Origin of the sequence: Enterococcus sp. AZ171 (assembly GCF_051714005.1) — a bacterium.
Classification (GTDB): Bacteria; Bacillota; Bacilli; order Lactobacillales; family Enterococcaceae; genus Enterococcus_B; species Enterococcus_B pernyi.
In genome coordinates this window covers 1,643,020-1,668,098 of the sequence record NZ_JBIORA010000001.1, presented here as the reverse complement: position 1 = coordinate 1,668,098, position 25,079 = coordinate 1,643,020, and the positions used below count along the sequence as shown (strand labels likewise).

General features: G+C 37.6%; 23 protein-coding genes and 2 pseudogenes. 23 read left to right on the top strand and 2 right to left on the bottom strand.

Annotated features, from left to right (window positions below; translation table 11 throughout):
* Positions 1–134: 134 nt before the first annotated feature.
* Together IGJ49_RS08180 and IGJ49_RS08175 are read right to left on the bottom strand one after the other, a co-directional pair.
* Positions 135–1,862, bottom strand: coding sequence for a cache domain-containing sensor histidine kinase (locus IGJ49_RS08180; protein WP_010735281.1), 1,728 nt, complete (start codon positions 1,860–1,862; stop codon positions 135–137).
* A complete protein-coding gene (locus IGJ49_RS08175; protein WP_169058828.1) occupies positions 1,859–3,358 on the bottom strand; it encodes a response regulator transcription factor in 1,500 nt (499 codons plus the stop codon). The genes IGJ49_RS08180 and IGJ49_RS08175 overlap by 4 nt, the downstream gene beginning before the upstream one ends.
* Positions 3,359–3,584: 226 nt before the next feature.
* Between IGJ49_RS08175 and IGJ49_RS08170 the strand changes: the two genes are divergently transcribed.
* From IGJ49_RS08170 to IGJ49_RS08060, 23 genes and pseudogenes are all read left to right on the top strand, one after another.
* A complete protein-coding gene (locus IGJ49_RS08170; RefSeq protein WP_010735283.1) occupies positions 3,585–4,874 on the top strand; it encodes an ABC transporter substrate-binding protein in 1,290 nt (429 codons plus the stop codon).
* 355 nt (positions 4,875–5,229) lie between these two features.
* Positions 5,230–6,099 (top strand): carbohydrate ABC transporter permease, encoded by an 870-nt coding sequence (locus IGJ49_RS08165; RefSeq protein ID WP_438723061.1) that lies wholly within the window; start codon positions 5,230–5,232, stop codon positions 6,097–6,099.
* A 68-nt stretch (positions 6,100–6,167) separates the two neighbouring features.
* Positions 6,168–6,974: pseudogene (locus tag IGJ49_RS08160) on the top strand (carbohydrate ABC transporter permease); the annotation flags it as partial.
* Positions 6,975–7,332: 358 nt separating this feature from the next.
* Positions 7,333–8,016, top strand: coding sequence for a DUF1538 domain-containing protein (locus tag IGJ49_RS08155; RefSeq protein WP_438723059.1), 684 nt, complete (start codon positions 7,333–7,335; stop codon positions 8,014–8,016).
* A complete protein-coding gene (locus IGJ49_RS08150; RefSeq protein WP_409173423.1) occupies positions 8,013–8,786 on the top strand; it encodes a DUF1538 domain-containing protein in 774 nt (257 codons plus the stop codon). Before IGJ49_RS08155 ends, IGJ49_RS08150 begins: the two co-directional genes overlap by 4 nt.
* On the top strand, positions 8,783–9,157 hold the full coding sequence (locus tag IGJ49_RS08145) for a P-II family nitrogen regulator (RefSeq protein WP_010735288.1): 375 nt from the start codon (positions 8,783–8,785) through the stop codon (positions 9,155–9,157). Before IGJ49_RS08150 ends, IGJ49_RS08145 begins: the two co-directional genes overlap by 4 nt.
* 1,218 nt (positions 9,158–10,375) lie before the next feature.
* Positions 10,376–10,663 carry a hypothetical protein gene (locus IGJ49_RS08140; RefSeq protein WP_010735290.1) on the top strand — a complete coding sequence of 96 codons (288 nt, stop codon included), beginning with the start codon at positions 10,376–10,378 and terminating at the stop codon, positions 10,661–10,663.
* 210 nt (positions 10,664–10,873) lie between these two features.
* Complete coding sequence (locus IGJ49_RS08135; RefSeq protein WP_375152331.1) at positions 10,874–11,545, top strand: hypothetical protein; 672 nt, start codon at positions 10,874–10,876, stop codon at positions 11,543–11,545.
* Positions 11,546–11,584: 39 nt separating this feature from the next.
* The gene (locus IGJ49_RS08130; protein ID WP_438723056.1) at positions 11,585–12,034 is read left to right on the top strand and encodes a hypothetical protein; all 450 of its coding nucleotides are present in this window, start codon (positions 11,585–11,587) and stop codon (positions 12,032–12,034) included.
* Between the two features lie 54 nt (positions 12,035–12,088).
* Entirely contained in the window at positions 12,089–12,709 is a 621-nt protein-coding gene (locus tag IGJ49_RS08125) for an HAD-IA family hydrolase (RefSeq protein WP_196228153.1), read from the top strand.
* Positions 12,710–12,761: 52 nt separating this feature from the next.
* Positions 12,762–13,160, top strand: a complete 399-nt coding sequence (locus tag IGJ49_RS08120) for a DUF1149 family protein (RefSeq protein ID WP_010735294.1) — start codon at positions 12,762–12,764, stop codon at positions 13,158–13,160.
* 214 nt (positions 13,161–13,374) lie between these two features.
* Positions 13,375–14,766 carry an L-cystine transporter gene (locus tag IGJ49_RS08115; protein ID WP_438723054.1) on the top strand — a complete coding sequence of 464 codons (1,392 nt, stop codon included), beginning with the start codon at positions 13,375–13,377 and terminating at the stop codon, positions 14,764–14,766.
* 198 nt (positions 14,767–14,964) lie between these two features.
* Positions 14,965–15,180 (top strand): annotated as a pseudogene (locus tag IGJ49_RS08110) (TIGR04197 family type VII secretion effector); the annotation flags it as partial.
* Positions 15,181–15,447: a hypothetical protein gene (locus IGJ49_RS08105; RefSeq protein ID WP_409173420.1), complete on the top strand. Its 267-nt coding sequence runs from the start codon at positions 15,181–15,183 to the stop codon at positions 15,445–15,447. It begins immediately after the preceding pseudogene.
* A gap of 439 nt (positions 15,448–15,886) precedes the next feature.
* Complete coding sequence (locus IGJ49_RS08100; protein ID WP_010735300.1) at positions 15,887–16,258, top strand: VOC family protein; 372 nt, start codon at positions 15,887–15,889, stop codon at positions 16,256–16,258.
* A gap of 194 nt (positions 16,259–16,452) precedes the next feature.
* On the top strand, positions 16,453–17,391 hold the full coding sequence (gene trhO / locus IGJ49_RS08095) for an oxygen-dependent tRNA uridine(34) hydroxylase TrhO (protein ID WP_023519774.1): 939 nt from the start codon (positions 16,453–16,455) through the stop codon (positions 17,389–17,391).
* Positions 17,392–17,582: 191 nt separating this feature from the next.
* Entirely contained in the window at positions 17,583–18,320 is a 738-nt protein-coding gene (locus tag IGJ49_RS08090; protein ID WP_010735302.1) for a metallophosphoesterase, read from the top strand.
* A 299-nt stretch (positions 18,321–18,619) separates the two neighbouring features.
* Positions 18,620–20,800, top strand: coding sequence for a Tex family protein (locus tag IGJ49_RS08085; protein WP_409173419.1), 2,181 nt, complete (start codon positions 18,620–18,622; stop codon positions 20,798–20,800).
* Positions 20,797–21,264: a SprT family protein gene (locus IGJ49_RS08080; protein WP_438723050.1), complete on the top strand. Its 468-nt coding sequence runs from the start codon at positions 20,797–20,799 to the stop codon at positions 21,262–21,264. Before IGJ49_RS08085 ends, IGJ49_RS08080 begins: the two co-directional genes overlap by 4 nt.
* Before the next feature lie 21 nt (positions 21,265–21,285).
* Positions 21,286–22,044, top strand: coding sequence for a YdcF family protein (locus IGJ49_RS08075; protein WP_023519770.1), 759 nt, complete (start codon positions 21,286–21,288; stop codon positions 22,042–22,044).
* Between the two features lie 137 nt (positions 22,045–22,181).
* Positions 22,182–23,516, top strand: a complete 1,335-nt coding sequence (gene murC / locus IGJ49_RS08070) for a UDP-N-acetylmuramate--L-alanine ligase (protein ID WP_349519553.1) — start codon at positions 22,182–22,184, stop codon at positions 23,514–23,516.
* Positions 23,517–23,854: 338 nt separating this feature from the next.
* A complete protein-coding gene (locus IGJ49_RS08065) occupies positions 23,855–24,328 on the top strand; it encodes a MaoC/PaaZ C-terminal domain-containing protein (RefSeq protein WP_010735307.1) in 474 nt (157 codons plus the stop codon).
* Between the two features lies 1 nt (position 24,329).
* A complete protein-coding gene (locus IGJ49_RS08060; protein WP_019722650.1) occupies positions 24,330–25,010 on the top strand; it encodes a Bax inhibitor-1/YccA family protein in 681 nt (226 codons plus the stop codon).
* Positions 25,011–25,079 lie beyond the last annotated feature (69 nt).

The following is a 25,079-nucleotide window of genomic DNA, read 5'->3' as shown; positions in this document are numbered from 1 at the left end:
ACATCAAAAATAGGACCCACGAAAGATCCGCAGAATGGATTTTTAGTGGGTTCTATGAGTTGCGGTTGATACTTAAAAGTCATGAAAGAAGTAGTTCGCCTGATTTTATGAAGGGATTGTTTCTGTCTCCACGTTCATTCAGTATTACTCTCTTTTTTTATGATCGGTAACGTGATCGTTACCGATGTACCCACACCAACTACTGAATCAATGTGTAAGCCATAATCTTCACCATAAAGTAATTGGATTCGTTCATGAACATTTTTGCTACCGATACCTGAAAAATAGTCTCTGTTTTTCGTTGGCTGTTCCGTATCAAAGCCATCACCTGTATCCATGACTTCAAACGTCAATTTATTCTCTCGGATCATCCCATACAAAGTGATGTAGCCATTTTTCTTCGTTTGGAACGCATGCAAATAAGCATTTTCGATGATCGGTTGGATAATCATATTGGGCATATATAAAGAATAAAGTTCCTCTGGTACCATGATTTTGGTTGAGATCGCATCACCGTAACGCAGTGTCAAGATCGCAATATAACTTCTCACACTGTTCAGTTCTTCTTCTACAGGGATAATTTCATTTTTATTGCCAATCGTACTGCGCAAAAGGTCGATAAAACTATCGATGCCTGCGACTGCTTTTTCATTTTCTTGTTGCCACACTAAAAATTTGAGGCTAGTTAACGTATTATATATAAAATGAGGCTGGATCTGTGCTTGCATCGCTTGTATCTCTAATGTCCGTTTTTTCTTTTCATTTTGTAAAGATTGCGTATGATTGTCACTGATCGTTGTTAGCAGCTGATTGATCGTAGTAGCGAGTGTTCGGATCTCATATGTTCCTTGGATCGGAACAGTAGCTGCTACTGGTTCTTTGATTTGGTTCAATGAATCTACTAATTGATAGATGGAGCGAGTGTTGCGATTTAAATAGATCGCCACTAAGATACCGCCTAAAATCAGCGTTCCAATATTATAAAGGATGATCGGAATAATGACATTCATTTGATCGGCGATCGAGTGGACATTGACCTCACTGACCAAAGCCGAGTTTTGTCGGTAAAGTGGTAAACGAGTGATCCGCTGATTGGCTTTGGTCAACGTCTCGTGTTCGACTAACTCATCAAATGAATCAAACGTCGTTCCGATCCGGTTCTGAACATTTGAAGCAAAGATTTTTTTCTCATCTGTCACAAAATCGATTTGCGTGGTTTCCGGATCGACCGATTGGCTGAATATTTTTGCCAACTCATCAGAAGTGATGGCTACGACAGCGTAACCATAAGTTTGGTTCAAAGTAGATCTAAGCTTTTTGATAAACAAGACACTTGGTGAATGTTTATCGCGTTTCGTCAGTCCGAACTGAGTAAAGACCATTTGTGTCGCTGTTGGATTCTCATTGACTTTCTGGATCAACTCTAATTGGAAAAAGTCATCAGCAGTGAGATCACTCACCATGTCATTACTAATGAACATCCGACCATTTTCCCCAAAAAGAAAAATATCATCTTTGATGTTTGGAAAGATCGGTGCCAATGAATCATTCATTTTTTGCACCGTACGTAGTTGATTGATTTTCTCCAAAGTCGTTTGTTGGCCTTCTTTGAAATACCCCTCTACAGCAGAGCTTTCAGCCAATAATGTCAAAGTGTTCTCTATATTGTCATTCAATGTTTCAAAATCATGTTGGATCTTTTGTAAGGTCATTCGATTGGATTGATCGAATTGTTGGATGTAGGCGTCTCTTGAGCGTTGATAAATAAACAAAGAAATCGTCGCTGCTTGAGTGAATAAAGCAATAAAAAGAATGATCAAAAGTTTGGTCAAAAGCTCGTGTTCTCTTAGCTTTTTAATCATACGGTCAGTATTCCTTTACGATATTGTGAAGGAGTCAATCCAGTTTCTTCTTTGAATACCCGAGAAAAATAACCAAGTTCAGTAAATCCAGTTTGCTGACCAATATCACTTAACGAAAGATTCGATTCTTTCAACAATAGTTTTGCCTGGTTGATACGGACTTTTTTTAAGTACTTCGTAAAATTGATCCCATACTTTTCTGTAAAGATCGTTGATAAATAACTATAAGAAAAATGATATTTTTCGGATAGCGTTTGTAGACTGATGTCTTGATGATAATTCTCTTGGACATACTCATAGATCAACGTCAACACATCTGAGTTGTCTTTTCTGAATGTAGTGGTGACTTCACGTAATAACTTCGTCGTATTATTGACGATCAAAACCAGATCATCCCACCGTTCTGCTTGCGTGATCTGTGCTGGAATTGTGATTTTTAGTGTCATGATTTCTTCTCTTTTTTCATGTTCGTCCGCGATCGCATTGATCAAGGCATAGAGTCGATTGATGATCTCGTGTTTCAGATAGCTTGGTTGCAAACGTTGATCAAGCACCTTACTCATGTAATTGTCCAATTCTTCGATGGCAGACGTAAAATCTTTGTTCATGATCTTGGTCAAATAACTTTTTGTTTGTTGTTCATAAGAAGAGAGTAGGGGAGATAATAGCTTTTCACAAATAACGCAGTGATCTGTCAGATAAAAGTGCTGTCCGCTACTTTTTTGCTTTAATGTAAGGAATTCAGAATAAAAGTTTTCAAAATCCAGAACATCAGATAGAACATAGAGACAAGAATCTGTCTGGTGTTCTTGCTGAAATCGTTCAATCAGCTGATCGAATGCCTTCTTCGAAGCGACATTGATAAAATAACCAATATCATTTGCTGTCGTAGAAAAAGGGAAGACAGAGGCGAGCTGATTTGTATATTGTGGTGCTTCTGCAATCAATTGTTCACTTCGACGCAGTTTTTCCGATTGCTTTTCTTCACAATAGACTAAAAAAAAGTAGTCATGTGGGAATTGTTCGCGTGATATACCTAAATCAAGAGAAGTTCCGGACAAATAAGTGCTGAGTAGCTGACTCATTTTTTCGAGTTCTGTCAAACGTGGTTTCTTTACTTCTGTAGATTGTTCCACCAGACTCTTTAAAGAAGCTAAAAACTCACTAGGATTCAATTTTGGCTTAAGTAAATAATCTGAAACGCCTTCTTTGAATGAATCTTTGACCAATTGAAAGTCATCATAGCTAGATAAAACTAAGATTTTTGCTTCAGGTTGTTCCTTCTTGATCAATCGAGAAAGTTCGATACCATTTAAATCTGGCATCATCAAATCCGTTACGACGATATCAAGAGGCTGATGCTTAATAAATTCGAGCGCTTCTAGTGGTTTTGAAAAGGCCCCTTTGAGATGGAAGTCGTGCGCTGGCCAATCGATCAGGGTACTTAGACCAGAGAGAATGGTCTGTTCATCATCGATCAATACGATATTTTTCAATGTTTTTCCCCCCTATTCCTTTGTTACGTAAGTTAAAAATACTGGGAAACGTTTACAAATGCAAGTCTAAAATTTCATTTACTAAATCAAAAGATGACAAAATTGTACTTTTTTCTTATTTTAGGATATTTTTCTTGAGAACGATCATCAACGAAGAAAACGTTTGCAAGTCTGTTATGATAAGCATGTAAGAAAAAAACAAACACTAAAAAGGGTGGGTATAAAAATGAAAATAAAACAAATTTTAGCTAGTGCTTTCGTCCTAACAGCAGCAGTTACACTTTTTGCCGGGTGTGGCAATTCTTCCAGTGATGCTTCGGGAAACGAAGATAAAGTAACGGTCTGGGCATGGGATGAAGCCTTTAATATCAAAGCCGTCAATGAAGCCAAAGAGTTTTACGAAAATGAGGATGTTGACGTAGAAGTAGTAACGATGTCTCAAGATGATATCGTACAAAAACTGAATACGGCATTAGCTAGCGGAAATACCGATGGTTTACCAAATGTTGTGTTGATCGAAGACTACCGTATCCAAGGGTATCTGACCTCTTACCCAGATGCGTTTGCTGATTTGACAGATATTGTGGATGAAAATAACTTTGCCGCATATAAATTTGCAGTCAACAAAGTTGACGATAAAATTTACGGTGTACCTTTTGACTCAGGTGTGACAGCCAATTTCTATCGGACAGATATCTTAGAAGAAGCTGGTTATTCAGAAGAAGATATGAAGAACTTAACATGGGATGATTATTTACAAGTTGCACGAGATGTCAAAGAAAAAACAGGAAAAAAAATCTCTGAAGTCAATCCTTCCGATTTAGGTCGTGTGCGCATGATCATGCAACAAGCCGGAGAATGGTATACCTCGGAAGATGGAGAAACAGTGACGATCGAAAATAATGAATCATTAAAATATGGGTTAGAACTCTTTGCTACCTTGCTTAAAGAAGATCTAGTCGAACAAACATCTGACTGGAATGCTGGGGTTACGGCGGTCCAATCAGGAGCTGTTGCTTCTACACCAACTGGTGCTTGGTATTCTTCAACCATTCAAGGGGCAGAAGATCAATCAGGTAAGTGGAAGATCGCACCGATTCCAGCTCTACCTGCTAACATGCAAAAAGCACAAGCTTCCAACTTGGGTGGTGCCGGCTGGTATGTGATCAAGGGCGTAGCTGGTGAAGAAAATGCGAAAGATTTCTTGGAAAAGACATTCGCAACGAATGAAGAATTGATGGGCAAATTAGCAGAAGAGATCGGTTTAGTATCGACTATGTTGAGCGCGAATGACCAAGAAGCTTATCAACAGCCGTCTGAGTTCTATAGTAATCAAAAAGTATTCGATGACTTTTCAAAATGGACAGCAGAAATCCCTGAAGTGAACTATGGTCATGAAACTTATGCCATTGAATCTGTTGTGGCGGAATCCTTGAGCCGAATCATCAATGGTGAATCAGCAGAAAAAGTTTTGGCAGATACGCAAAAACAAGTCGAAGCTCAATTAGCCAATTAAGTCATATTCAGCGTCAACAGTAAACCTATGATGAATGGAATAACAAAGAAATAAGTGGCGATCTCTTCAAACGGATCAACGAGAGTATTGTTCTTTCGTTTGAAGGTATCGTTTATAGAATAAGCAATTAATTGAAATGTCGATAGGAGACATTCGCACCGTTAGCTATCCCGTATAACTTTAGCAATGGTATTCGAAAAAATAAGAAATTCCACTCGTTTGCTATTCTCTGTCCGATGGAACTAATCATTGAGGCAGTGGTAAAAAGCTTAGAAGAAAATAACTAGCAATTTTGTCTGACTTTCTGTGAGGCATGTATTTCTTCGACATATGTGTAATGAAAGTGGGGAATAATATGAAACAAAAGGATTTATTTAAAAATGGCAACGCGTTTTTAGTCCTTCCAGTGATCATGATCTCAATTTTAGTTTTTATACCAATGGGGTTAGCGCTGATCACCTCTTTTCAAAGTGGACCTCCGGTAAACATAACATTCAACGGATTAGGAAATTATCAACGAATGTTAGGAGATTCAACTTTCCGTAAAGCATTTTTCAATACCTTTTTATACTTATTAGTACAGGTTCCTGTCATGTTGTTTTTGGCATTGTTTATTTCCAATCTATTGAATGATAAAAAATTGAAGTTCAAAGGATTGTTCAGAACAGCGATCTTCTTGCCATGTATTACCTCAATGGTCAGCTATTCTTTGATCATGAAAAGTTTATTTTCCCAATCAGGTTTAATCAATAACCTTTTAGTTGGAATTGGCTTGATTGATAACCCGATCGGTTGGTTGACTCATCCATTCTGGGCAAAAGTATTGATCATTATTTCCATCACATGGCGTTGGACAGGGTATAATATGATTTTCTTTTTATCTGGTATGCAAAACATCGATCCAGAAATATACGAAGCTGCTGATATTGATGGCGCATCAAGGTGGCAACAGTTCATTAAAATCACGATACCTAACTTGAAACCAATCATTTTGTTTACGTCGATCACTTCAACAATCGGTACCTTGCAATTATTTGATGAGGTACAAAATATCACTGGTGGTGGGCCAGCAAATGCAACAACGACATTGTCACAATATATCTATAATTTGAGTTATAAATTCACTCCGAATTTTGGTTATGCCGCAGCTGTTTCTTTCGTTATCGTACTATTTATTGTCTTGTTATCAGTGATTCAAACTAAAATAGGGAGTGAGAGCAAATGAGAGAAATGACAAGTAGTCAACCCCGGTCAATTACAAAAAAGCAAGTGAGTATCGGACAGTTACTCTTAAGCATTTTTAAATATACCTCTTTAGTCATCGTTTCCTTTATTTCAATTTTCCCGTTTGTTTGGATGATTTTAGGGATGACAAATACAGCAGTCGATATTAGTTCAGGTAAACTGATGATCGGTGAAAATTTAGTGATCAATTTCCAAAATCTCTTTTCGAATGACTTGAATTTTTCACGCTCTCTACTTAATTCTGCAATGATCGCTGTGGTTACAACGATTTTTGCTTTATTGATCTCCTCCATGGCAGGTTATGGCTTTGAGATCTATAAGAGTAAAAGAAAAGAAGTCGTCTTTAATATTTTGTTATTATCGATGATGGTCCCTTTTGCGGCATTGATGATCCCGCTATATCGGATGTTTTCACAATTGAATGGTACGATATTAGGAATCAATAGTTTTCTAGTCGTTATCTTACCTTCAGTAAGTACCGCTTTTTTGATTTTCTTTTTCCGCCAAAACGCGAAATCCTTTCCTAAGGACCTAGTAGAGGCGGCACGTTTAGACGGTCTTAAAGAATTAAGTATTTTCTTTCGTGTCTATTTACCAACAGCTAAAAATACGTATGCCGCAGCGGCGATCATCACGTTTATGAGTAGTTGGAACAATTACCTCTGGCCTTTAGTGGCATTACAATCTCCAGATAAACGAACAGTTCCATTAGTATTATCAGCCATGGGGGCATCCTATACACCAGACTATGGCATGATCATGAGTGGACTGGTGATTGCGACCTTACCAACTGCACTCGTGTTTTTCGTTTTACAAAAACAATTTGTTCAAGGGATGATTGGTTCTGTCAAATAGACAGAAATAAGGCTGAAATTTCATTTTCAGGCACTATCACTTGAATGATCAAAAATATGAAAAACGTCACCGTTAGATTTACAATATGCGGATAACTTTTGTTATAAAATAAACTTATTTAAAATAAGCGGTAAAAGCCAGAAATAGTTTATCTATTTCTGGCTTTTATTGCTTATAGCATGTATTTTAGCCTTTTTTTGCATAGATATAAAACAATATTCGTCGATTTTTTTTGATGCTCTAGTTAGTTTTTTTGCTGTTTTTTTTTACCGTTTTTACATAAAAATGGTATCGCTTACTGTTTTTCCTCGTAAACTTACTTTTAATCAGGTAAACTAGAAGTAAAGGAGGAGGATACATGAGAAAAAATTTTAAAGAAGTAACCATTGCGATCATGCCCATGACGATATTGATCGTTATCCTGACCTTTGTATTTGCACCATTAGATGTTGAAAGCATGGGAAGATTCATTTTAGGAGCAATCATGATGATGGTTGGTATGAGTCTCTTTTTGTTTGGTGCGGATTATTCGATGATGGAAGTTGGTGATTTAGTTGGTAAATATATGATCAAAAAGAAAAGTCTACCAATCGTTATTAGTTTGGGTTTTCTGATTGGAATCGTGATCACGATTGCCGAACCATCTGTACAAGTATTAGGTCAACAAGTATTTGATATTTCGGATGGAGAGATTGGTCGAGTCTTATTGATCGGTATAGTCAGTGTGGGAACTGGTGTATTTTTAGCTTTTGCCCTACTAAGAGTCGTATTTAAACTGTCGTATTATCGATTGATGGTGATCGGTTATCTTGCGGTACTCATCGCTTCCTTTTTCACAAGTAATGAATTTATGCCAATTGCTTTTGATGCAGGTGGAGTCACAACCGGCCCAGTGACTGTTCCGTTTATTCTAGCCTTGGCTGGTGGAATGACAAGCATGATCCGCCAAGGGAAAAATGAAAATGATAGCTTTGGAATGGTTGGTATTGCCTCACTTGGTCCTATCTTGGCTGTCATGATCTTGGGGGTGATCTTCCAATGAATTTTTTGGTCACTTTTTTTACAGGTATTGGACAAGTCGGATATGAAGTCATCCTTGCGGTGGCACCAATCGTGATCTTATTTGTACTGATGAACTTTCTTTCATTTAAATTAAGAAAAAAACGTTTTTTGGATATCATGAAAGGTTTTTTGATCACAACTATCGGATTAATTCTATTTTTACATGGTGTAAATGTTGCTTATGTACCAGTGGGACAACACCTGGGGAGTGCAATTGCTTCTTTAGCGAATAATCAGATCCTGATTCCTTTAGGGTTTGTTATGGGATTTTTAGTAGGTTTTGCAGAGCCAGCCATCCATGTGATGGTCAAACAAGTCGAAGAATTAAGTGAAGGTCGGATTCATGCAAAAGTAATGTTAGCAGTGATCTCGATTGGGATCGGTTTAGCAGTCGGTCTGTCCATGTGGCGCTTATTAGCTGGTTTTTCTCTTTATTATTTCTTGGTCCCTGGATATGGCTTAGCATTTGTCTTAGGTGCAAAAGTTGACAAGATTTTTCTATCGATGGCTTTTGATAACGGTGGCGTCGCCACAGGACCGATGTGTTCTACCTTTATTTTGTCTATGAGTGTGGCAATCGCCACACAGATCGATGGTCGAGATCCAATTCTTGATGGTTTTGGTGTGGTGGCAATGATCGCATTGACACCGATACTATCGACATTAGTCTTAGGGTTCATATATAAACAAAAAGACAAAAAAGATCAGAAAAACAAAGAAAAATTACAACAAATGGAGGAACAACAATGAATGATTTAGTCGCACTAAATCTCGAGATGATCGTCACGATCGTGGATGGTGGTATTGGGGAAGATGTGATCGATTACTCAAAGAAGGCTGGCGCATCTGGGGGCACGATTTTACATGGACGTGGTTCTGGAGTCCATGACACAGGAAAATTCTTAGGGTTGGATATCTCACCGGAAAAGGATATCGTTCTGACATTAGTACCAGATACTTTGACAAATGAAGTGATGGATGCGATCGGAAAAGGTATCAAGATCGATGTTCCGGGCAATGGTATTTGTTTTAGTATTGATATCGATAAAGTGATTGGTATTACGAAAATCCATCAATATCGCGAAGTCGTTGACATGAAAGATTTATTAGAAGATAATTGAAACTCATCCAAATGCAAGTTGCTAAATTTGGAATAGAACTTACCTTGAAATATACTAAAATTTGATAATCTTATTTTGACAATAAGTCGAAAAAAACAAAATAGACCTTGTGCTATTTTAAGTTTTTTACGGCTTTTTCTTTTACCAAAAATCCTTGTCTATTTTGCTGGATCAGTATTTTTTTAGGTTATAACTTAAAATTATGAATAAAGAAAGTTTTGATTAGATAAACTTTAGATGATTTGGGATTGATGATTTCAGAGACAGGTAGAACCTATATCAAGAGTTTGTCCCAGAATTCCCGTCTTCTGTAATTAGTGGTGAAGCTAAATTAAGAGAGCTAATTACTTCAGCGATTAAAGGGGATTTCCCCGAAGATTCAAATCCGAATTATCGTGTATTTTCTGGTATCGATATCACTAAAGTGCTAGAATCACTCAAACCATTTCTAGAATAATTTACTGTAGAGTTTAAAAATGCGCAGGAAGATTTCCAGAAATTTATAGAGAAGGAACTATCAAAAGAAGAGACTCTTGCAACTACGCCTGCGGAAGCTTACTTAATCGAAAGGTTTAGACGAGGTGATGCAGAAATCAAGAACAAATGTAAAAAAAATTATGAAGCGCTTGTTATCAGTTGAAAAAAAGTGCACAGCTTCTTCAACAAATAGAGGATTTTAATTTTAAAAATATTTGGCTTGTTTCTACTGATTTATTGCATGATGGGGTGACAAAGAATCACTACTCACAAATTAAAGGATTCATGAGTGCACATGCGTTTGTCATGCGGTTTGCCCCTGAATGTCGAATTATTTTCATGCTTGATAGTTTTTCATGTGAATCCAGCTACTAGACCAAGGATTCAAGTGCAGCCAAGTCCCAAGGATACTCTTATGCACGAAGTGACCCATATTGTCGCATCATCGGACGATTTGATAAGTTATCTAAGGAGTCCGATAGGTTTCAGGGATAGTGGAGAAGATCTTCGAAAGAGATACGAAAAAATTTCTGAAGCTAATTCATGGCGAGGGGGTTAATTCTTTTGTGGAAAATGTAAGTGACATGTTAAAATTGCCGACTGTCACAAAACAAGCTGTCTTGAATGCTGTACTGACTGACAAAATGTTAAAAGCAAACCTTCAAATAACCGATGCTGAGATGCTAATGGCTTGTCTTCGTGAAAATTGGATTAGGACGAAACTTTTTTGAGCGCGCACCAATGAAAAGAAGTCTAGCTGACCAACTAGGAAACGGCGACCTATTGTTTGTTCTTGCTGTGATGAAAGTAGTTAATGTGGAGAATTTAATATACGAGCATCCATTGGAAACTACCTTAGAAAACGCGGAAATAACGACAGCAATCAACGTCTCACAGCTTACACAGGCCCCTTCGGGAAATAGCATTTTTTCAACAATTAAAAATATAGGTAAAACAAATAGTAATGATACGAATACAAGGCTTATTAACGAGCAAAAAATCAGAAGGCGCGCCGAAATGAATCTATAAGTTGTCAGACACCTTTAGATTCAGATACTCGGTAACGGTTATCGAATCTCCCATAATATCAAATACATGAATAAAAAACTAATAGAGCCATGAAAAAGTTTTTTATATGCGCATAAAATTCAAAGAATAAGATTTTATGAAATCTTCAGCATATTTGCACACAAACAGTTGAAAATATGCTATTTTGTAGTAGAAAAAAGGGGGAAAAGAATGAATTTTTTAGTTGTTTTAAAAGATACGATTCTCAAACGGTCGACATTCATCTATACGCAAATCGATGAACAAAAAACAGTCTTGCATTTTTCGCCGGAGTTTCATTTAGAAGGGTTGACGATTGGGGAAATTTATGAACAAGGTGGCATTCAAGCTGCGAAGCAATTTTTTGTTCAAGAACTTCAACTGCCATTGAATGACTATCTTGAAGTATCATTAAATGAGTGGGACAAAGCAATTTCAGAACTTTTCCCTCAAGGAATCAACGTAGAGTCAGGTACCACTGAAGTACATCTATCGGTGAAAGATCTACAACGTCAGATGCGTTACCAGATCGATGAAGAAGGCTCTCTTTCAATCTTTCAGCGGCAGCAAAAGATATTAAAAAGTTTTTTAAAACAAATCAGCCGAAAAAGAAATTTGTTTAAAACAACGCAGTTACTAAAAAAATATCCAGAATTATTACACACATCGATCCAGTTTCCACAATTGCTCTCATTGATCCGTCGTTTTGTACGCTTGAAGGAAATCCGATCTAAGAAGTTAACATTCCCTTTACAAGATACCTTTCGAGTAGTAAAACGTGAAGATGAAAAAAAACTGATCGTGATCGATTTTATGAGGAACCGTCATGTGTTACAACAAATGACGATGGAAAAGGCCAACTAAGGCTTTTTCTTTTTGAATAAAAGAGAAATGGAGAAAAAAATGGGACCTATTTGGATACAACGTATAATGAAAGCTCAACAAAAATATCAACAAGTCATGAAAGGGAGATATGCGCGTCTTGATCCATTGAATCGTTTATTTTTAGTTTTAGGATTATTTTTCTTTGTCGTTAGATATTGGTTGCCTCTCAGTTTAGGCTATCTACTCTTCTTCGTTTTTATCGCTTTGACCATCGCTCGATTTAGTTCAAAGAAAATCTATGTTCGTTCAAACGAAAATCAAGCGTATTTACAAAAAACAGTTGCGATCAAAAGCTGGTTTACGAAAATGAAAAATAAACTGAAACGTCAATCCGAACAACAAGCTAGCACTACCTACACGATTTTTTCATGTCCAACTTGTCAACTCAAGCAAAGGGCGCCGAAAGGCAAGGGTGAGATTCGAGTGACTTGTAAAAAGTGCGGCACGCAATTCACAATAAAGGTATAAGAAAAAATATTAGGCAAAGGTCTAGTGAAATGAGTAAAAAGGAGTAAAAGAATGATTAAAAATTACATTTGGGATTTTGATGGGACATTGTTCGATACGTATCCGGCGATGGTTGAAGGAGTATCTCAAGCATTACAAGATTTTGGTATCGAACGACCAAAAAAGGAAATATATCGCGTGATGAAGCAAGAATCGGTGAGAAAACTACGAGAAAGTTATCAATTAGAAGAAGCCTCCTTCAATCAATTGTTTCATCAATATGAAGAACAATATCAAGAACTCTCAGTACCGTTCAAAGAGACTGAAATGGTTTTACGTCGTTTAAAACAGAAGGGAGCAAAACATTATATTTTAACACATCGTGTAACGGCTTCTACTTGGAAACTTTTAAAAGTCTTTGAGCTAGCAGATTTGATCGAAGAAGTGATTGGTATCGACCAAGGATTTGCCAGAAAACCAGCACCTGATGCAATCAGTCACTTGATCGATCGTTATCATTTAGACCCAGAAAAAACAATGATGATAGGGGATCGAAGATTAGATATTGAAGCGGGGATCAACGCAAAGATCCACACTTGCCTATATGATATCGATCATTTCTTAGGGGAGATTCCTGCCGACCATATTGTGGCGAATCTAGCGGATATTTTAGCAATCGAAAAGAATGCAGAATAAGTATCCCCTTTCAACTTTAGTTATGCTATAATTTAAACAGAGGAGTGATAAAATGGAAATTAGAAGACAAAAAGAAGTAGTAGAAGCTTTTCATTATGATTTTTTAAAACCTGATCAAGAGGTACAAACTGACTTAAAAGTAGGTTTTTCACCACTAAAAGAGACAATTGAAAACTATCCGAAAGAACATAGCATCGTTGGTGCCCGTTTAGAATTTCGTTTAGTATTTGATACATATGTGTTATCTGGAAGCGTTAGTCAAATCAACCACATCTTGAATCGCAAAGTCCAAGATCAAAATGATGTGACGCAAGAAGAGGTCGATGAATTAGTGGCCCCACTTTTTGAAATGGTCAAACGTCTGGCCTATGAAGTAACAGAGATCGCCTTGGATGCGCCAGGTGTGAAATTGAACTTCCAATCAGAAAAAGAAGAAAAAACCAAAGAATAAAATTAAGAGAAAACACCAGTGATAGTTATTAGCTATCACTGGTGTTTTTTTCTATTACTAATTGTAAGCAAAAGTAAGGAAAAATTTCGGGAAATAGTCTAGAATGAATAAGTCACTGAAAAAAATATTTTCAGGAGAAGAGCTGAAGAGTTCTTCTCGGGAACCTTTACTTCCTTAGATGGACTTGTCATTACAAATTAAGAGGAGGATGAAAATGACAACACTCATCACAGTTTTAGTGGTTCTAGTTTTTGCGGCATTATTATATATGTTTTATCGTATGCAAAAGCGCCATGCAAAATTTTCAACGCGGGTTTACACTGCGCTAGCTGCCGGTATCGTATTCGGGGGCGCGTTGCAACTGATTTTTGGAGTAGAAAACGAGGTTATTACGCAATCCATGGATTGGATCAGTATCGTTGGGAACGGCTACGTTAGTTTCTTACAAATGTTGATCATGCCTTTAGTCTTTGTTTCAATCGTTGCGGCTTTTACAAAAATGAAAGTATCAGAAAAATTAGGTAAAATCAGTGCAACGGTGCTGACCACTTTATTAGCAACAACGGCTATTTCCGCATTGATCGGGATCGGTGTGACGATCGCATTTGGTCTTCAAGGTGCTGAATTTACGCAAGGAGCGGCCGAAACTGCTCGTATTTCTGAGTTAGCGACACGACAAGAAACAGTGGAAGGATTAAGTATCCCACAACAAATCTTGTCATTTATTCCTAAAAATATTTTTGCAGACCTTGCCGGAACTCGTGCAACAAGTACGATTGCTGTCGTGATCTTTGCGGCATTTGTTGGGGTTGCTTACTTAGGAATCAAACGAAAAGCACCAAAAGAAGCATCATTCTTTGCTGATATGATCGATAGCTTGTACCGTATCGTGATGCGTATCGTGACGTTAGTCTTGCGTTTGACACCTTATGGCGTGTTCGCATTGATGACGAACGTGATGGCAACAAGTGATTTTGATGCCATTTTGAACTTAGGTAAATTTGTGTTAGCGTCTTATCTTGCATTGTTTGCAGTGATGATCGTTCATTTCTTGATTTTGATCGGTGTGAAAGTCAGCCCGATCGACTACTTGAAAAAAACATTTCCAGTACTAAGTTTTGCATTTACTTCACGTTCAAGTGCGGGTGCTTTGCCATTGAATATCGAAACACAAACAAAAGCGCTTGGTGTGGATGAAGCCACAGCAAACTTTGCTGCCAGCTTTGGTTTATCGATCGGTCAAAATGGCTGTGCGGGTGTTTACCCAGCCATGCTAGCGACAATCGTTGCACCAGCAGCTGGAATGGATGTCTTTAGCATTCAATTCATCTTGCTTCTTGTAGCCATTGTAACAATCAGCTCATTCGGAGTAGCTGGTGTCGGTGGTGGGGCAACCTTTGCCTCATTGATCGTATTAGGTTCAATGAACTTACCAGTAGCAATCGTTGGTTTAGTTATCTCCGTTGAACCATTGATCGACATGGCTCGTACAGCTGTCAACGTAAGTGGCAGTATGGTAGCAGGTATTGTTACAAGTGCACGTATCAATGATCTTGATCGAGATGTGATCAAAGATGAAGCAAAAGTCGTTGACGTGAATGCTTAATAAAAAAAAACAAAAAGCGAGAGCGAAATGCTCTCGCTTTTTTTACTCTGTAAATATATTCCGAAAAGTGAAAACTTAAAATAATTGATACAAAAATCTATAAAAATATAAGGTAACAAAAACTATCTAATACAATTCTTATTCACCGAAGGGTTATGTATTGCTATAATGAATGTGTAAGCGTTCTATACAGCCTATATTATTCGAGGAGGAACATTCAGCAATGATTCTTCACAAGCCCAGCAGTCCACTTCAAAAATCACCAGTGCAACCACCCCTTTAAACCAAGCATCATCGCTTCAAAATGACACACGTACAACGCTAATTGGCAATCAAGACATTCAAAGTAGCATAACGTCCGCCAAAAACTCAGCCAATCAAATTGCCTCAGCCATCTCAGGCGCAGCTAGTCAATTGCAAACTGCTGATACTAGTAAAAATAGTAATTTTAAAGATGAGTTGTATGAAGGAGACGAATACGAGGGAATATTTTTAGAAGGTAATCAATATTTATTAGCTAGTTCTGAAGGAGAAGTAACGATAATAGATATGATAAGTGAGGATCATGGTGTTAGTGTAAAAGACACCCGTGTAAAATTTACGGAAGAAAGTTTTATTATTCTAATAACAAATAAAGAAGAAACTCTTGACTGGATAAAAAAATATAGGGCGGATAAATAAAAATAGAAGAACTTTGAAATCAATGTTTTAATTAATGAAATTGTATCTTTTAAAATCACAGGAAATAATACAAGATGATTAATATAAAAAAAGTAAACTGAATAGATGAAGACTCAGGAGAAGCTGATATTTTACTTTCAGATGGCTTATATTCCATTGAATGTTTTTGTAGTGATTGTGATGTATCAGAAGGTGATATGTTCACAGATATAATTTATGGATTTAACATCAAACACATTGTTAAAAGTTTAAATGAAGAATATATAGTAGATAAAAAAACTGATGACTATGATATAGCATAGACTTGACTAGTAAAAGATGAGTTTACTTATAAAATGAATGACATAAATCACTTTTCTCATTCGTACCTCTCCAACATAGATTTTCAGTACCAGCTATGCTAAACTAGCTAGGACGAAAAAAGTGGAGGAATGAATAGATGTTTACAAATGAAATGAAAATCATGTTATACGTAGATGATGTTGAAAAAAATGCAAATTTCTGGCAGCAGATCGGTTTTGTTGTGTTGGATCGTCAAGAAATGGATGGTACATTGATTATTGAGATTGCCCAATCAAAAGATGCGGGTACTGCGTTTGTTTTATATGATCGTGAATTTATCGAACAGCATTCACCAGGTACAGCTAGTGGGGCACCTTCTTTGATGTTTTATAGTGAGGATATTTTTGGTTTATACAAAAAGATGCAACAATTAGAAGTGACATTAGGTGATTTAGTCCATTTAGGTGAAGAATATGTATTCAATTTTGCAGATCCCGATGGCAATTACTTTGCTGTGACAGGAAAATAACCTACTTAGTAAGAATGAAGCAAGAACTCCGACTGAAATTTTAGTCGGTTTTTTTGTGTCTTTGAATACATAAAATTACGATATTCATATTATGTAAACTATACTTGCGCAAAAATACACAAGCAGAAATATCGTCATTTCATTTATACTTCTTTATACTGTTATGGAATGAATTGATGGAAGGAAGTAACTAAATGGATTACCAAGTACTACTATATTATAAATATACAACAATCACAGAACCTGAACTTTTTGCGAAAGAGCATCTTGCTTTTTGCCAATCACTAAATTTAAAAGGACGTATCCTTGTCGCAGAAGAGGGGATCAATGGGACAGTTTCTGGAACGATCGCAGAAACTGAGGCATACATGGAAGCGATGTTGGCAGATGAACGTTTTGCTGACACATTTTTCAAAATTGATCCTAGCGAGGGTCATGCCTTCAAAAAAATGTTTGTTCGTGCGCGTCCTGAACTAGTTTCACTAAAACTAGAAGATGACATTGATCCGAAAGAAATGACGGGCGCTTATTTGTCGCCTAAAGAGTTTAAAGAAGCGATTCTTGATGAAGATACGGTTGTGATCGATGCACGAAATGACTATGAATATGATCTCGGGCATTTTAGAGGAGCGGTTCGTCCTGATATCCGTAGCTTTAGAGAACTACCACAATGGATTCGTGACCATAAAGAAGAGTTTATGGAAAAACGGGTCGTGACTTATTGTACGGGCGGGATTCGCTGTGAGAAATTTTCTGGGTGGTTAGTGAGAGAAGGATTCAAAGATGTCGGTCAATTGCATGGGGGGATTGCGACCTATGGTAAAGATCCAGAAGTCCAAGGAGAACTATGGGATGGCAAAATGTACGTTTTTGACGAGCGTATCGCTGTCGATATCAATCGCGTAGATAAGCAGATCGTTGGGAAAGACTGGTTTGATGGTACTCCTTGCGAACGCTACATCAACTGTGGAAATCCAGAGTGTAATCGTCAAATGTTAGCCTCAGTGGAAAATGAAGAAAAACATTTAGGCTCATGTTCAGTAGCCTGTGCTAAACATCCGCATAATCGCTATGTCAAAGAAAGAAATCTATCTGCGGAAGAAATCGACGCTCATTTAGCAGCATTTGTATAATTTTTCTAAAAATCAAAGCTGACGTAGTTAGTGTTTATAAAATAAAATGAGAGTCATGAAATTTGTTCTTCAAATTTTCGTGGCTCTCATTTTCATCTGAAATCAGGAGATTTTTCTCTTAACTATTCGGAAATTGTTGCTACCTATGAGGATAAAATTGCGATATAATCAAATGAAAAGGTGGTGGTGTCATGAATAAACCATTTGTCTATGCAATCGGTGATGTCCATGGAAGTTATAATCTTTTTCAAAAGCTATTAACACATTATGATCCACATATTCATCAATTAGTCTTGATTGGTGATTTGAATGATCGTGGACCAAAAACAAAAGATTGCTTATTACTAGGAATGAAGTTAGTGAAAGAAACTGGTGCGGTCTACTTACGAGGCAATCATGAAGAGTACTTCTTACAGTTTCTCCAAGAACCAGAAGACTGGTATCCGTCTTACTTAAGAAACGGTGGAAGAGAAACAATGGAAAGTCTTTTGCATCCAGGTGCAGCAGAAGAATATTCACCAACTGAGATTGCCATGATGATTCGTTCAAGATATCGTGAATTGGTCGATTTTTTATGTAATTTGCCTTTATATTATGAATGGGAAAACTATCTTTTTGTCCATGCGGGTGTTGATCTAACTAAAAAAGATTGGCGTGATACTAGCCCTGGAGATTTTTTATGGATCAGAGAGCCTTTTCATGAGCATAAGAATCGGACTGATAAGACGATCGTATTTGGTCATACGATCACGCCATTACTCCATGGAGATATGCAGACAACTGATTTGTGGATACAAGATCAGAAAATCGGGATCGACGGTGGGGCTGTCTTTGGCGGATCGATGCATGGTGTCGTTTTTGAACCAACTGGAATCATCCAAGATATCGAGTATCAAAACAATCAAGGACCATGGCAACCACGTGATTGATCAGAAAAAGTTTTTGATAAAAGTGTATAGTTCTGATAAATAAGCCGAGAAACCCGAAATTTGTTCTTCAAATTTTTGGGCTTTTTAGCTTAGTCCTGAAGGTCAGATTTTGGAAAACCGATTATACATTTTCAAATTAAAAACAAAAATGAATTTTATTTTTGTTCTAGACACTGTTTAGTTACATTTAGAAATACCAGAATCTATGCTAAAATAAATCAGTATGATTTTTTGATTCTTGCTTTTTAATGAATAAACCGTAGTAGGAATCGATTTCGACTTAGAAAAGAGGCTATTTAATGACAGACAAAGTAAATCCAACGATTCTAGATCTTGTAAAGAAAGAATTGGCAGATTATCAAGCAAAACAGTTGACGACTGTTTTAAATCTATTAGCAGAAGGAAATACGGTGCCTTTTATTGCTCGTTACCGTAAAGAAATGACCGGAAGCTTGGACGAAGTACAAATCCGTGAAATTGAAGAGCGCTATGCTTATTTAGCAAATTTGGAAAAACGTAAAACCGAAGTCTTGCGTTTGATTGATGAACAAGGAAAATTGACTCCAGAATTACAACAAAGTATTACACAATCTGTAAAGATGCAACAAGTAGAGGATTTGTATCGTCCATACAAACAAAAACGAAGAACGAAAGCGACGATTGCGAAAGAAAAAGGGTTAGAACCTTTAGCAACTTGGTTATTGACCTTTTCATCTGAAGATGTTTTGACCGAAGCAACTAAATACGTCACTGAAGAAGTTCCGTCTCCTGAAGAAGCCTTAGAAGGTGCCCATGAGATCATTGCAGAGCAGGTAAGTGACAATGCAAAATTCAGAACATGGGTCCGCTCATATACGTACAATAAGGGGCTATACGAAAGTACCGTCAAGAACAAAGAAAATGATGAAAAAGGCGTATATGAAATGTATTACGAGTTTTCTGAACCAATTCATAAAATTGTTTCTCATCGCATCTTAGCAACCAATCGTGGAGAAAAAGAAGAAGTGTTGAAAGTCAATCTTACGGTTGATGAAGCTGCGATTTTAACTTATTTGGAGAAACAATTGATTCCTGATACAGCTTCGTCTTCTGCTAATTCTGTTCGTTTAGCGATTCACGATAGTTACAAACGATTCATCCAACCTGCGATTGAGCGGGAGGTCCGTAATGAATTGACCGAAAAAGCGGACGAGCAAGCCATCGCTATATTTGGTGAAAATCTGCGTAACTTGTTATTACAACCACCTTTAAAAGGGAAAGTTGTCTTAGGCTTTGACCCAGCTTATCGTACCGGCTGTAAATTAGCAGTGGTGGATGCGACTGGTAAGGTTTTAGCGATCGAAGTGATTTACCCGCATAAACCGGCAAATCAAGCAAAAAGAGCCGAAGCAGGTCCTGCATTTGTGAAATTGATTGATCAGTACCACGTGGATATGGTTGCAATCGGTAATGGGACGGCGAGCCGTGAATCGGAGTTATTTGTGGCAGAACAGTTGAAGTTAGCCAAACATCAAGCGTTTTATGCCATCGTCAATGAAGCCGGAGCTTCTGTCTATTCCGCAAGTGATATTGCCCGTAAAGAATTTCCTGAGTTACAAGTCGAAGAACGGAGTGCAGTTTCGATTGCTCGAAGATTACAAGACCCGTTGGCTGAACTAGTGAAAATCGATCCGAAGGCTGTTGGCGTGGGACAATATCAACATGATGTTTCACAAAAAAGATTAGCAGAACAGTTGGATTTTGTTGTTGAAACGGCAGTGAACCAAGTAGGGGTCGATGTCAATACAGCGAGTCCTCAGTTGTTGCAACATATTTCTGGTCTAAATAAGACGACTGCTCAAAACATCGTAACGTATCGTGAAGAAAATGGTGCATTTGCTTCTCGAACGCAATTGAAGAAGGTCCCACGTTTAGGGCCAAAAGCATATGAACAAGCAATCGGTTTCCTACGTGTGCCTGGTGGCAAACATGTACTGGACAACACCGCGATCCATCCAGAGAGTTATGCAGTAGCAAAAGAGATCTTACAGGCAAACCAATTATCTGAAAAGGATTTAGGAACGAAAGAAGCAATTGAAAAATTAAGTCAGATTTCTCCACAACGCTTGGCACAACAAGTGCAAGTAGGTGAAGAAACATTAAAAGATATTCTTGAGGGGTTGACCCAACCAGGACGAGATATGCGAGATGAAATGCCTGCGCCACTTTTACGTTCAGATGTATTGAGTATGGAAGATTTAAAACCCGGCATGGAATTAAAAGGAACAGTTCGCAATGTCATCGATTTTGGCGCATTCGTCGATATTGGTGTGAAACAAGATGGTTTAGTCCACATTTCTAAATTAAGCAATAAATTCGTCAAACATCCAACTGACGTGGTTTCCGTTGGTGATGTCGTCACTGTTTGGATCGAACAAGTGGATACGAACAAAGGGCGTATCAGTCTGACGATGCTTTCGCCTTACGAGGATCAAGCGTGACACAAGAAGAATTGCAACAGTTAGTCGAAGAGATTTCTTGGACAAGCTTCCAGCGTCCGTTCATGCACCAAGCAATGTTCAACAAACGTTTGAAAACAACAGGTGGTAGGTATCATTTAAATGATCACCATTTGGATTTTAATCCGACGATGTTTGCAGTAGCCGATCAAGCAACGATCATCGGGATCATCAAACATGAGCTGTGTCATTATCATCTTCACTTGACTGGAAAAGGGTATCGCCATCGTGACTCAGATTTCAAACAGTTATTGGTAAAGACGGGTAGCTTACGTTATGCACCTGCTATTCCTTCAAATAGAAGGCAAAAAATCGAAGGATATCAATGCCAAAAGTGTGCTGAATGGATTTATCGTAAAAGGAAAATCAATACAGATCGCTATTTGTGTGGGCGTTGTAGAGGACGATTGGTATGGCAAAAAACCACGTACTTCGATGTTGAATAATTGTATGAGGAGAGAAACAGAATGACAGGTGAACCATCAAGAATTGCAGACTGGAATTGCTTATTGGATTTTTTAGCAGACCCTGACCCACAGGAGTGTTCGGAACTAAAAGCACCAACACTGATTTTAGCTGGGAATTGTCTGCCCGTCCTAGTAGATGAAGCAGCAAAGGCTTACTTGAACCAGCAGGTTGCGCAAATCGTTTTAGTTGGTGGGATCGGACATGCGACGAAGTATCTCTATAAAAATTTTGAAAAACAAGGATTCTTATTTGAACAAGGTTTAAGTGAAAGTGAGATTTGTGCCCGCTATTTGCTTGAAAAATATAGGTTACCTGAACAGGCACTATTGTTAGAAACGAAGTCAACCAATTGTGGCGAGAATGCTTCATTTTCTTACAATTTATTAAAAGCACAGGGCCCATTACCTGAACGTGTTCTTTTAATGAATGATCCCACCTTGCAACGACGAACAAAGGCGACTTTTGAGAAGAAATGGGGCAATGAGTCTATTCATTTTTATAATTATGTACCGATACTTCCACAAGTGACAGAAAGTACCAAGGGATTCAACTTCTCTGATCAAAGACTAAATGACTTGTGGCCTTCTGATTATTTCCAAGCCTTAGTATTTGGAGAAATAGTTCGTTTGAAAGATGATGCCCAAGGTTACGGACCTAATGGAACGGGATTTATCGGTCATGTCGACATCCCAGATGAGGTGTGGTCTGCTTATTTACGTCTCTTAGCGATGAATGAAAAAGTTTCGCTAAAAAGGTAATCAGGGCACTAATATTTAAGGAACTAAAAATCATCCGAATAAATTTGGTTGAAATTTTTTATTGTTTATAAGATAATGGGTTTCGTGTTGAAAGTATGAATAAAATAATGGATGATAGTTAAGAGAAGAGGATTCAAATGAAAAATCAAGAAAATTTGTACCACTTTGTTGGTATTAAAGGCTCAGGAATGAGCTCTTTGGCACTTGTATTACATGAAAAAGGATTAAACGTCCAAGGATCAGATATCGAAAAATATTTCTTTACTCAAAGAGATTTAGAAAAAGCCAATATCTCTATCTTGCCGTTTGATGCAGAAAACGTCAAACTAGGAATGATCGTGATCGCCGGCAATGCTTTTCCAGATTCACACGAAGAGATCCAACGTGCAAAAGAGCTTGGATTAGAAGTGATCCGTTACCATGATTTTATTGCAGATTTTATCCAAAATTATACGAGTATCGCTGTCACTGGTTCCCATGGGAAAACAAGTACGACAGGTCTATTATCACATGTATTGACAGGGATTCGTCCGACAAGTTACTTGATTGGTGACGGCACTGGTCATGGTGATCCAGAGGCAGAATTCTTTGCTTTTGAAGCATGTGAATATCGTCGCCACTTTTTAGCTTACTCTCCTGATTATGTGATCATGACGAATATCGATTTTGATCATCCTGATTATTATACAAGTATCGATGATGTTTTCTCCGCTTTCCAAACGATGGCAAAACAAGTCAAAAAAGCGATCTTTGCTTACGGAGATGACGACTATCTAAGAAAGTTAGAAGCGGATGTGCCGATCTATTATTACGGTATGAATGAAGATGACGATATCCAAGCACGTAATATTGAACGTACGACAACTGGTTCAGCTTTTGATGTGTTCCATGGCGAAGAGTTTGTTGGACACTTTACAGTTCCAGCATTTGGAAAACATAATATTTTGAATGCACTTGGTGTTATTGCAGTTGCCTACTTCGAGAAGTTAGACGTGAAAGAAGTTGCTGACGAAATGTTGACATTCCCTGGAGTGAAACGTCGTTTTAGCGAGAAAATCGTGGCTGATATGACAGTCGTTGATGACTATGCTCACCATCCAGCAGAAATCAAAGCAACTATTGATGGCGCACGTCAGAAATATCCAGACAAAGAAATCATTGCAGTCTTCCAACCACATACATTTACTCGTACGATTGCCTTGATGGATGAATTTGCCGAAGCCTTAGATTTAGCTGACCGTGTGTATCTATGTGATATTTTTGGTTCTGCCCGTGAAGAACAAGGGGACGTTAAAATCGAAGACCTAGGGGCAAAAATCAAAAAAGGTGGTCAAGTAATCAAAGAAGATAACGTTTCGCCGTTATTAGACTACCACGAAGCAGTGATTATTTTCATGGGTGCTGGTGATGTTCAAAAATTTGAACAAGCCTATGAAAAATTATTGAGCAGTACAACGAAAAACGTTCTGTAATCATCTAAGTGAATAAAAGAAGTTAGCGTCAAAAGGGATTGTCAGGTGGCAGCCCCTTTTGGCGTTTATTTGTGGGTGATAGGTAGAGTTCTTTTTCAGTAATGTTTCGCCTGCTTATAGTGACCGTACGTATTCAATCGAATTAAGAAATCCTAAAGTATCCAGACAAAATACGAACGGTTTTTATTCAACTATGCTATAGTCTTCAATAAATAATGTACGATCATCGAAGTGATTGCTTACATAAGTGAAAGACCAAAGCATGTTCTGTAACTTGCGTTTTTTGTATGATTTGGTACAATTGGTACGAATGAATAAATAAACTGGAGGGTTTAAACTTGAACATAAGTAAACCGCGTAAATTAGGAAAAACAATCAATGAAATCGAGGAAGGCGACTCGTTATCTTTAACAGAATCAATTGAAGATAGTCAGTTATTATTATATTTAGGATTAACAAACGATGCCAATCCTTTATATATCCAACATGATTTTGCACAGAAAACGGAATATCATCAACCCATTGTTCCAACTGTGATGTTAATGGGAATCATAACAAGTGCAGTGTCAAAACACTTGCCTGGTCCAGGTTCTCATGTGGTGAATTTTTCAGCTAATTTTGTCGAGCCGGTTTTTCATTATGAAACATTGACTTTTCAGTTTGAAGTCATTCGAGTGGATAAGATGAAAAATGTTGTGACTATTTCAGTGGAGGCCACGAATACACAAGACAATCGTGTATTAGATGCAGTAGTCATGGTACAACCACCAGAATTAGAACAAGAATTAACTCTTGAAAGTGAAGGTGAATAAGATGAACAATCAAATCATATCAAATAGTATCAACCGCTTTTATGCGAAAGTCTACGGATTTTTAGGAATCGGTCTAGCGCTGAGTGCGATCACTTCCTATTTAGCGATCCAAGTTTTTCCTTATCAAGTAGCAAGCTTCATCAATAATTTTCCATTAGGTTTTATGGGATTATGGATTGTCCAAATCATTTTGGTTTTAGTTTTAGGAGCAAAAGCACAAAAAAATCCAAGCTTAGCAATCGGTGGATTTATCGCATATTCCTTATTGAATGGTATCGTTTTAGCTGTTACATTAGCTTTTTATGATATCGGAACGATCACAACTGCTTTTATTTCAGCAACTGGGATGTTCATTGGGATGTCAGCAATCGGGATGTTCACTAAAAAAGATCTATCAGGTGTGGGTCGTGCCGGAATGGCAGCGTTGATCGGTGTGATCATTGCGATGGTCTTGAATGTTTTTATTTTAAGAAGTAGTGCAGTTGAACTGTTCATCTCATTACTACTTGTCGTGATTTTTGCAGGTATCACTGCTTATGATAACCAAAAGATCGCAAATGTATATGTTCAATCAAATGGACAAGCAAATAGTGGGATTGCCGTATTCTTGGCACTTCAACTATATCTAGATTTCATCAACTTGTTCTTGGCATTCTTACGAATCTTTGGACGTAATAACTAAGCAATAAACGAAGAGCAAGATAAAAATATCTCTCATATGAAAAGAAAGAATCCACAGAATTTGATCGTC